This is a genomic window from Candidatus Thiodiazotropha sp. AKAK2 (genome assembly GCF_058244685.1).
The window spans coordinates 257,693-268,377 of the sequence record NZ_JBSYOP010000038.1; the positions used below are offsets into that span (position 1 = coordinate 257,693).

Here is a 10,685-nt window from a genome sequence, read left to right on the forward strand (position 1 = left end):
GCCTCTGAGATGATCGTTGTACCTTTCAAAGCCAAACAGGATCATTGCAGAAATCCCTTCAGCTTGGTTTCAATACTGCGGGGATTGTCACCTTCCGCAATACCGATAACACCCTCGATGACCATCTCCCGAAACTTGGAGATATTTTCCGATTGGGTCTTGAGCTTGGCGGCGATCGGCAGCAGAAACAGATTGGCCAGGCCGACACCGTAGATGGTGGCGACAAAGGCGGTTGCGATACCACTGCCAAGCTTGCTGGGATCGGCCAGGTTTTGCATCACGTGAATCAATCCCATGACCGCGCCGATAATACCAATTGTAGGCGAGTATCCGCCCATCCCTTCGAATACCTTGGAAGCCTGTATGTCATACTGTTCACTGGCATCCACCTCCATCTCCAGGATCGAGCGCAAGGCATCCGGCTCACTGCCATCGACGAGTAGTTGCATCCCCTTGCGGATAAACGGATCCGGCTCTTCGTCTGCGATGGTCTCCAGGCCCAGCAAACCCTCTTTTCTAGCGATATTGCTCCACTGCACCAGTTTTTCAATGGTGGTCGGCATATCAAGTCTGGCCGGCAGAAACACCCGGCCGGAGAGACGCAGGGCATGCCAGAAGACCGGCACCGGAGTCTGCAGCAGTATGGCACCGATGGTGCCGCCGATGACGATCACCATGGCCGGGCCATTGACCAGGGAGTCCATATGTCCCCCCTCCAGCCAATTGCCGCCCAGAATCGCCAGAAAAGCGACGACGATACCGATAAAGCTCAGAAAGTCGACTCTCATTTCACTCTCGCCATAAGTGGCCCAATCTCATCGATACTCAATACCTTGTCAGAAAGACCCGCCTTCTCGACTGCCTGTGGCATTCCATAAACAACACAGCTCTTTTGATCCTGACTCCACAAGGAGGAGCCGTAACTCTTTAACTTTTTCGCCCCCTCCAGACCATCTGATCCCATACCGGTCAGGATCAGTGCAAGCGCTTTACCCCGGTAGCTTTCCGCCACCGAAGCCAGCATCTGATCGACACTGGGGTGGTAGATCTCGCCCGGCAACGGATTGGAGATCCGCACCTGATATCCAACAGCGCCACGAACCACTGTTGTCTGTTTTCCACCTGGCGCAATCAGCGCCACACCCGGCTGTAACGTTTCACGATCCATCGCCTCTTTGACCTTGATGGCACAGGAGCCATCAAGACGCTCCGCATAGGCCCGGGTGAAACTGCCCGGCATATGCACCGCGGCGACCACCGGCAGAGGATAGTTTCTCGGCAAGGCACTCAATACCTGTCGCAGTGCTACCGGTCCACCGGTAGACGCACCAATCGCCACCATTTCCGGACTGCTTGAGAATGTCGGTGCCGCCTGACCCACGCCGGCAACGCGAGAGGGTGATGGAGTCAGGTACTCTTTGACACTGGCTCGCGACAGGGTCAGGGGAGATTTTGCCAAATCCCGAACCCGCTCCAGCAGCGCCTTGGAAGTCTCTTCGGCCCCGGCTACCGGATTGCTCATCTCTTTGGGCAGAAAGTCCATCGCCCCCGCATCCAGCGCTTCGAGGGTCTCTTTGGCACCCTCGGTGGTAACTGCTGAAAACATCAGGATTCTGGTTGGTGTCTCAGCCATGATTCTGCGAACGGCGGTGATCCCATCGATCACCGGCATCTCCACATCCATGGTCACCACGTCGGGCTTGAGGCTTTTTGTTTGCCGGATCGCCTCATCACCATTGGCTGCAAAGCCAATGATTTCCATATCCTGTGCAGATTGCAGTGCAGCCGCTACACGATTACGAAAAAAGGCTGAGTCATCGACAATCAGTACTCGCACTTTGGCGCCCATAGTCCCTCTTCAAAGTTGACCTTAGTCTTAGAGACGGACTGCAAGCCAAACCTTGCCGAAAGAATGCACCAGACCGTCAATGACCGGTTCGTTAAAACTTCTTAACATATTTTCGCATCAGACCAGGCACATCCATGATCAGAGCGATCTTACCGTCGCCGGTTATGGTGGCACCCGCCATACCTTCCAGGCCTTGCAGCAGTGCCCCCAGGGGTTTGATCACCACCTCTTCCTGACCGATCAGATGATCGACCACCAAACCTACTTGAATATTACCCACGTTCACGATCACCACATGACCACTGCCCTTCTCCTCATTGACCAATGGGTTGTTCGGTCTCAGCCAGTTGCGCAGATAGAACAACGGCAGGGCACGCTCCCGCACCATGATCGTCAACTGTCCATCCACCACATTGGTCCGCTTCAGATCCAGATTGAAGATCTCCACCACACTGGCCAGCGGCAGGGCAAAGGGTTGATCATTCAACAGCACCATCAGGGTAGGCAGAATCGCCAATGTCAACGGCAACTTGATGATAATGATACTGCCCTGCCCCCATTCGGAATCGATCTCCACCGAGCCGTTCATCTGGGCGATTCGGGTTTTCACAACATCCATGCCGACGCCTCGACCGGAGACATCGGATATCTCGGTTTTGGTTGAGAATCCCGGCGCAAAGATCAGATTGAAACACTCTTTATCATCGAGTCTGGCCGCTGCTTCGGCATCCATCATGCCCTTCTCCACGGCTTTTTGGCGGAGCACATCAGGATCCATGCCTTTACCGTCATCGGCGATCGAGAGCAGGATATGATCACCTTCCTGGGCCGCCGAAAGGACCACGGTGCCACGTCTCGGCTTGCCTTTCTCTTCCCGGTCCTCCGGCTGCTCGATGCCGTGATCGACAGAATTTCGCACCAGATGCACCAGCGGATCGGCAAGCGCCTCGACAAGGTTCTTATCGAGATCCGTATCCTCACCCTGCATCTCGAGATCAATCTCTTTTTTCAGGCTGCGGGCCAGATCACGCACCACCCTGGGAAATCGACCGAAAACCTTTTTGATCGGTTGCATGCGGGTCTTCATCACCGCAAGCTGCAGATCGGAGGTTACAACATCCAGATTGCCAACCGCATTCGAGACCTCTTCATCATTCAGGGTCGCCTTCAGTGTTGCCAGGCGATTTCTTACCAGCACCAGCTCACCCACCATGTTCATGATATCGTCCAGGCGCTGTGTATCGACTCGAACGGTAGTCTCGGCCGGAGGCTTGTTTGCAGCAGCAGGCTTGCCCCCCTTGGCCGCTGGTTTGGCTGGTTTGGCTGGTTTGGCTGGTTTGGCTGGTTTGGCTGGTTTGGCTGGTTTGGCTGGTTTGGCTGGTTTGGCTGGTTTGGCTGCAGGTTTCGCCGCTGGCTCGGCTTTCGCCTTTTTTGCTGGCGCCGCCTTCTTCTTGGCCACGGCTTTCTTCTTGGCAGCCGGTTTTTTGGCCGCTTCAGCCTTCGGCTTGTCAGCACTCTCCTGACTCAGCTTGTTTGGATCGAATTTTCCTTGGCCATGAATCTGATCGAGTAGATCCTCGAACTCATCCTCAGTGATCTCATCACCGGCCGGGGCGCTGGATTTCTTTGGGATTGCCGGCTTTTGTTTGGCCTCGGCAGGTTTATCAGGCAATTTGCCAGGATCGAATTTTCCTTTGCCATGGATCTGGTCGAGAATATCCTCAAACTCATCTTCCGAGATATCATCGGAAGCGGCTTTCGTCGCTTTCGGTGTCTCCTGCTCCTGAGCAGGCTTACCGGTGAACTGGCCTTTTCCGTGTAACTCGTCCAGAAGTGATTCGAACTCATCTTCGGAGATTTCATCACTGTCCGCGGCTTTGGGTTCAGGCTCCTGGATCGCATCCAGCAGCTCTTCAAACTCATTCTCGCTCAACTCATCCTGGGCTTCAGCGCTATCCTCAGTGTTGACGGCGACTTCCGCTTCCGCCTCTTCGACTGTCTCTTCGACGACCTCTTCCTGCGGCTCCTCGGCTTCCTCTTCCTCTCCTTCCGGCACAGCGTATTGATTGAGCCTCTGAATCAGGCCTGGATCGGCATGATCCGGCATGACGCCCTGGCGGACCTCATCGAACATGACATTGACGACGTCGAGCACCTCCAGCACGGAATCCATCAGATCGGGGCCGACGCTGCGCTGCCCTTGGCGCAGCACATTGAACACATCCTCGGCACGATGACAAACCTCGACCAGAGGTTCTATGGTCAGAAATCCGGCGCCACCTTTAATGGTATGGAAACCACGAAATACCGCATTGAGCAGATCAAAATCATCCGGTTGTTGCTCCAGATCGACCAATTGCTCACTGAGCAATTCGAGAATTTCACCCGCTTCAACCAGAAAATCCTGAAGGATTTCGTCGTTGACATCGATGCTCATCTATCACTCCCGGTAACACTGCCGAATATTGCCATTCTTATTGACTGATATATCGGTCTGAACTCGAATAACTAAAATCCAAGACTTGAGAGCAGGTCATCCACGTCATCCTGACTGGTCACTTGATCGCCTTGATCGAGTCCAGGAATTGCCGGGCCAGCCAATTCTTCCTTCTCTTTCTTGCCAGAATCGTCTTCAAGCTTGTTGCCGGTAATACGGACCAACATGACTAACTTCTCTTCCACATCATGTACCAGAGTGATTACCTTGCGGATAATCTGACCGGTGAGGTCCTGAAAATCCTGTGCCATCAGCACATCGGACAGGTTTTTGTGCAACTCTGCCGCATCCTCCTTTGACTTGAGCAGATACTGAGACAGGTCGCGACTCAAATCCACGAACTCTTCTTTATCCAACATGCGGGAACGCAGTCGCTCCCACTGCTCCGAAAGCTCAGTGGACTGCTTCTCGATTCCCTCGATCAACGGCATGCTCTTTTCCACTGCGGTGAGGGTGCGATCCGCCGACTGCTCGGTCATGGTTATGACGTAGGTCAGTCGCTCCTTGGCATCCGGTATTTCCACCGTTGTCATGTCACTGATTTTTGCATCGAGTAAAAAGCCGTTGATTGCATCATGCAGTTCACGGGTCAAGCGACCGACTTCGAGGAATAACTGATCGTTACTTGCGGGGGATGTTAAAGAAGCAATCAGTCTTTCAGACTCTTCTTGATCGCCCGATTCCAGGCTGGCTACCAATGCTCTTGCCGTCTCTAACCGCTGCTGGTTATCCTGATTGTGCCCCATATTGATAAACTCCAGGCGATAGAAGCTCAACCCACACGTTCAAAGATCTTGTTGATCTTCTCTTCAAGGGTCGTAGCGGTGAAGGGTTTGACGACGTAACCATTGACGCCGGCTTGAGCCGCTTCGATGATCTGCTCACGTTTTGATTCGGCGGTCACCATCAAAACCGGCAGACCGGCAAGTTTTTCGTCTGCCCGCACGGCTTTCAACAGATCGATGCCGGTCATCCCGGGCATATTCCAGTCGGAGACCAGAAAATCGAAATTACCGCTCTGCAGCATCGGCAGCGCCGTCAGACCGTCATCTGCCTCCTGGGTATTGTTGAAACCCAGATCGCGTAGCAAATTTTTGATAATACGCCTCATGGTGGAGAAATCGTCCACAATCAGGATCTTCATGTTTTTATCCAATGCTCACTCCCTCCTGCATATCACCGGTGGTTTCCAGTCTCGGCACACACAGGCCAACCAATTACTACTCTTCGTCACGTACCAATGAAAGCCAGTCCGTCAAACGTGAACGCAGACGCAGAGTTGCCTGACTGTGTATCTGACAGACTCTGGATTCACTGACACCCAGCACATGGCCGATTTCACGAAGATTCATTTCATCATCGTAATACATCGCGATTACCAATCGCTCCCGCTCCGGCAGGCTTGCAATCGCCTCTGCCAGCGCCTTCTTGAACGCATCCTTCTGCAGGCCATCGAACGGACTGTCCATCGGGCCTTCCCGGGTAGCCGGAAAACCGTCACTGACAGCGGTCAGTTCATCCAAACTGAAGATCCGGCAGCCGGTCGAATCCTGGAGAATCTGGTGATAATCCTCCAGACTCATATCCAGCGCCTTCGCCACTTCAACATCCCGGGCATCCCGGCCTTCGTGGTTTTCGATCTCACGCATCGCTTCCGCCACCATGCGTGCCTTGCGATGCACGGATCGAGGTGTCCAGTCGCTGCGTCTGATCTCATCCAGCATGGCGCCACGAATGCGGATACCCGCATAGGTTTCGAAGCTGGCGCCCTGAGTGGGATCATAATTCTTACTCGCCTCAAGCAGGCCCAACATACCGGCCTGGATCAGGTCATCAGACTGAACATTGGGTGGCAGCCGATTCATCAGATGATAGGCAATCCTCTTTACCAGTCCTGCATGCTGATCAACCAGATCATTGTAGCTCTGCTGTTTTTGCACGGCGGTGTATGTCGCTAAACCGTTCACCGTCTTACTCCCCATATTGGCTTGAAAATTGGATCAGGCGTTCGACAAAAAACTGCAGATCCCCACTGACTCCGGTTGGTACAGGCCAGTTATCGGCCTTTTTAGCTAAATTCTTGAACGCCTGCGCTACTCTGGAGCGAGGAAAAGCCTCGACAACCGGTTTTTGGCTCTTTACCGCCTTTCTGAGCTGCTCATCAAAAGGAATACTCCCCATGTAGCTGAGCATAACATCAAGGTACTGATCGGTGACCCGACACATCTTATTGTATAGGTCCCTGCCCTCCTGGACGCTCTTCACCATATTCGCCAGTATACGAAATCGACTGATGCCATGCTCACGATTTAACAACTTGATAATCGCATAGGCATCGGTGATCGAGGCCGGTTCGTCACACACCACCACAATCTGCTCCTGAGCGGCCCGGCTGAAGCTGATCACCAGATCGGAGATGCCGGCTGCCGTATCGATCAGCAGCACATCCACATCGTTGGCCACCTCGCTGAACGCATGGATCAAACCGGCGTTTTCAGCACGCGACATTTCAGCCATATGCTGCATACCGGACGCCCCGGGCACGACTTTCATGCCTTTCGGTCCGGTAACAATGATATCTTCCAGTGAAGACTCCCCCCGCATCACGTGGGAGAGATTGTGTTCAGCATGTAATCCGAGTACCACATCCAGATTGGCGAGCCCCATATCCGCATCCAGTAGCATGACCCTTCGCCCGAGTTCTTGCAAGGCCACACCGAGATTGGCGGAGATATTGGTCTTGCCTACCCCACCTTTACCTCCGGTGACGGCGATCACTCTGACGGGTTCTGGATTCACCATTCTGCGCAGTCCGGTAGCCTGGTCTTCGATCTGTTCAGACATTTGCATGTTCACTCGTTCCTCCGAAGGCCATAGCCAGATACTCCTCATCGGGTTGATGCTCTGTCTGTTGCGTCATTTCAACAGCCTGCCGAATTAAAATCTCCGCCCGGGCAACCTGAATATCTTCAGGAACCCGCTGACCATCCGTGGTGAATGCCAAAGGCAACCGGGACTCCAGTAGTGCGGAGACTACGCCACCCAGTGAAGCGGCTTCATCCATTTTGGTCAGAATCGCGCCAATCGGGGAGATAGCGCCGAATGAGCGTATCGCGTGACTCAATGCACTGCGTTGGGTGGTTGCCGAAAGTGTAAGCAGTGCCTTGACCGGATGATTGCCCTGCTTCAGCAGGCCGAGTCGCTCAGTCAGTTTCAGATCCCGTTGCCCCATGCCGGCGGTATCGATCAGCACCAGCCGTTTTTCGGAGAAAGCGTGCAGTGCACTGCTCAGCTCTTCAGCTGTCGAGGCACTGCGAACCGGCACATCGAGAATCTGGCCATAATTCTGTAGTTGCTCCTGGGCGCCGATTCGATAGCTGTCGGCAGAAATCAGGGCGAGGTGACGATTACCGTGACGCAGACAGAATTTGGCGGCCAACTTGGCGATGGTGGTGGTTTTGCCCACACCGGTGGGTCCGACCAGGGCCAATACCCCACCGGCATTCAGCAGGTCATTGCTCTCCACCGACAACTCACGGCGCAGGTGATTCAGTGCCTGAAGCCAGGCTTGTTCAGGGGATTCGGCATCTTCGGCCCGATAGGCCAGTTCACGACAATGGGCCGCATCCAGCCCCAGGCCCATCAACTGTCGGATCAACTCCTGAGTCTGGGGACGACGATGGCCGAGATCACGCCAGGTCAACTCGGAAAGCTCGTTCTCCATCATTCGCCGCAGCGCCTGCATCTCCTGACGCATCTCCCGTAACACCGGGTCCTGACTCCACTCAACCCGAGGTCTCTCCAGGGGAGGCTCCGGATCGTAGTCAGCCTTTGGCTTGGCGCGATCAGTCTCAGGTTTGATTTTCTCTTCGATATCCGTATAGGCGGCGGTTGCAAAGTTTCTGCTTACAGCAGGCTGGGATTGGGTGGTGGATTCTTCGGTCTCGATAGCGGTTGGCTGGGTACTGTTGAAGGCGGATTCATCGTAATCCACCGCAGCCACCAGCTCGACACCCCCTTCCACACCCTTGTTTGAGAGGATCACTGCATCAGCGCCCAAAGCTTCTCGAACCTGACGTAAGGCCTGTCTCATGTCAGAGGCGAAAAAACGTCTTATTTTCATAATCCGTAATCCCCGGCAGTCACCCGACTTCGGGCTTGTGCCTGTTAATCTGCTTAGCTAAAAAACATCGCAGCAATTAGTTCCGGGTTAGCTAAAATTGAGCCGGCAGTAACCCGTCAAACTCTCCCCACACACGGCTCCTAATGATCATATGCAACAACCATTCCAATCGTGACATGGGGTTTTGGGATCAGGAATATTATCCATTTTACAATAACTTGGAAGAAATGACCTGATTTGCCAGCGGATCAGTCAAGGCCCCGGCACGCCAGGGTATTGACTCCTTACAGAGGGCAGCGCCAAGGTTTCGGCAGAGAGAATTCAGTCGAACAAGGAGTCTGTAATTAGAGCCGGTACTCAACAGAAATGGACGTGGAACAAGCGGGTTTCGATGCGGATACCAATCACAAAGAGATTGATGATTCGAACAACGACGAGCGCCTGCCATCCCGACCAGAGTGGAACTGGCCGGCAACAGGCGGATGAAAAATCCGGTAAGGCGGCCAATCAGAAGATCGGCACCAGTTTGTGACCTTGTGTCTGCCAGCCGATGAGGGAGATAAATCCGTCTCCCACCACCTCCATCTGAGGTAAGACAGTCTCATTCTCAACCTTGAAGACACGGTTCGCAATGGCGCACACTTCCATGCGCACCCCCTTCTGTTTAAGGATTTTGGCGGTTTCGGCAATGGATTTGAGGTCTTCGCCGAACTCCATCTCCAGGGTGTCGTCAGGCTTGGTGGAGAGATAGCGCACGGTCTCACCGATGAACACCAGTACCATATTCGGTGTAACGCCCTGTTTTACAAGGCCTTCATGGGTGCCTCGGATGATATCGAGATAGAACGCCGTCTTACGTGGGTTGGTAAAGTCGATGAGAAACACACTTTTGGTCGATTTCACCCCATTGAGTGCAGCTGAGTCATCGATTACCTGCTCTGCCTGAGCCATAGCAGTGAACAACAACAGTGAAGCAAACAACATTTCTGCCCAAGCGCGGGCGCGAGTTCGAAGAGAGATCAATTCAGCCACCAAGCGGATAGTTTAGAAGAGCGACAAACATAAAATGAATGTTCATTTCAGTCAACCCCTTAATCACTTATACATCTTACTTTGACATTGCCGCTCCCACAGATCAGTTACAGCCAACTCGGTTTGCCCCCCTCCTGACCGCCGCCAAGATCAATAAGCCGGCTTTTTACGGCAAGGTTTGGACGTCACAACACTCGGTCTGCCGACCAGCTGGCGTATCTGCCGAAGAGAACGCCTCCATGAAAACCGCTTCATCCCCTGCCCTGCCTTTTCATCAACATAATTTGATAGAGTGTTATGGGAGAAAAAAACCGTGATCCCCATGACCAATGAGGTGAGCGGGATTGAAACCACTCCTGCCAGCACCGCATATTCGGCATAATGTACAAGCGGATGACTAACCACTACCCCCATTAGTGAGAGCATGCATGAGAGCAGGACGACCGACACTTGAAACAGTGTAGCCAGCTTATGAATTCTACGAATATCCTTCATCTTGATTGTTCCCTGAACTAAATATTTATAAATTCGTATTGCATTGCGAACCAACTTCAATAACCACAAGATCCATTCCATAACGGATCGGACACCCGCCAAGAGTTGCAGTATGTTTTTTTATTGGTGATTGATTGTTGATTAAAAGATCAGATCATCACTACTCAAGCCTATGATCGAACACGGATACTGTAAAATTCCAGTTACTCCTAATAGGTTTGATCATTCTTTGTGCAGAGACTTTCAATCTGAGAATGGAAGCCTGACAGCGATCGACTGAGTAGTCTTTCACAGTGGCTCTCGCGATAGTTTTTGACTGAAGCAGAAAAATAGATTCTTAGCAGTAACTCCACGATCTCTGGAGTTTGATTTAAACGTATCACGGTATCCCTCCAGGAATGGCGTTCCTAATTTTTCTGGCGTGAGATTCTCAGATAATCCAAATAATTACAAGACCAGAACCGATGATATTTATTGCTATTGTTTAAAAAAACCGCATACGCGAAACTTTTAAAGTGTGCTTAAATAATATGACATTTATCCTTGAACAAGTTTCACATGTATGTAGTGGTCAAGTATTTTTGGCCACGGTTTTCTGTGCATTCCAGTACTGTTGCTCAACTACCCTAGGTGCCAATCCATCATTGTGAGTATGTGGCCTGAATTGGCTATAGTATCCAATAATATAC

General features: G+C 52.5%; 10 protein-coding genes. All 10 read right to left on the reverse strand.

The window, feature by feature from the left end:
* Window positions 1–41: 41 nt before the first annotated feature.
* The 10 genes from AC4IE8_RS21225 to AC4IE8_RS21270 all read right to left on the reverse strand — a co-directional run bounded on the left by AC4IE8_RS21225 (window position 42) and on the right by AC4IE8_RS21270 (window position 10,077).
* On the reverse strand, window positions 42–788 hold the full coding sequence (locus AC4IE8_RS21225) for a flagellar motor protein (RefSeq protein WP_068992491.1): 747 nt from the start codon (window positions 786–788) through the stop codon (window positions 42–44).
* Window positions 785–1,849 carry a protein-glutamate methylesterase/protein-glutamine glutaminase gene (locus AC4IE8_RS21230; protein WP_068992494.1) on the reverse strand — a complete coding sequence of 355 codons (1,065 nt, stop codon included), beginning with the start codon at window positions 1,847–1,849 and terminating at the stop codon, window positions 785–787. Before AC4IE8_RS21230 ends, AC4IE8_RS21225 begins: the two co-directional genes overlap by 4 nt.
* A gap of 91 nt (window positions 1,850–1,940) precedes the next feature.
* Window positions 1,941–4,286 (reverse strand): chemotaxis protein CheA, encoded by a 2,346-nt coding sequence (locus AC4IE8_RS21235; protein ID WP_490791992.1) that lies wholly within the window; start codon window positions 4,284–4,286, stop codon window positions 1,941–1,943.
* Window positions 4,287–4,357: 71 nt separating this feature from the next.
* On the reverse strand, window positions 4,358–5,092 hold the full coding sequence (locus AC4IE8_RS21240; RefSeq protein WP_068992971.1) for a protein phosphatase CheZ: 735 nt from the start codon (window positions 5,090–5,092) through the stop codon (window positions 4,358–4,360).
* Between the two features lie 26 nt (window positions 5,093–5,118).
* The gene (cheY, locus tag AC4IE8_RS21245; protein WP_479686389.1) at window positions 5,119–5,490 is read right to left on the reverse strand and encodes a chemotaxis response regulator CheY; all 372 of its coding nucleotides are present in this window, start codon (window positions 5,488–5,490) and stop codon (window positions 5,119–5,121) included.
* Between the two features lie 76 nt (window positions 5,491–5,566).
* Window positions 5,567–6,313: an RNA polymerase sigma factor FliA gene (locus tag AC4IE8_RS21250; RefSeq protein WP_068992975.1), complete on the reverse strand. Its 747-nt coding sequence runs from the start codon at window positions 6,311–6,313 to the stop codon at window positions 5,567–5,569.
* A gap of 4 nt (window positions 6,314–6,317) precedes the next feature.
* Window positions 6,318–7,196, reverse strand: a complete 879-nt coding sequence (locus AC4IE8_RS21255; protein ID WP_490791998.1) for a MinD/ParA family ATP-binding protein — start codon at window positions 7,194–7,196, stop codon at window positions 6,318–6,320.
* On the reverse strand, window positions 7,183–8,469 hold the full coding sequence (gene flhF / locus AC4IE8_RS21260) for a flagellar biosynthesis GTPase FlhF (RefSeq protein ID WP_068992515.1): 1,287 nt from the start codon (window positions 8,467–8,469) through the stop codon (window positions 7,183–7,185). Before flhF ends, AC4IE8_RS21255 begins: the two co-directional genes overlap by 14 nt.
* 507 nt (window positions 8,470–8,976) lie before the next feature.
* Window positions 8,977–9,453 carry a DsrE family protein gene (locus tag AC4IE8_RS21265; RefSeq protein WP_490791993.1) on the reverse strand — a complete coding sequence of 159 codons (477 nt, stop codon included), beginning with the start codon at window positions 9,451–9,453 and terminating at the stop codon, window positions 8,977–8,979.
* Window positions 9,454–9,651: 198 nt separating this feature from the next.
* Complete coding sequence (locus AC4IE8_RS21270; protein ID WP_490791994.1) at window positions 9,652–10,077, reverse strand: hypothetical protein; 426 nt, start codon at window positions 10,075–10,077, stop codon at window positions 9,652–9,654.
* Window positions 10,078–10,685: the final 608 nt, after the last annotated feature.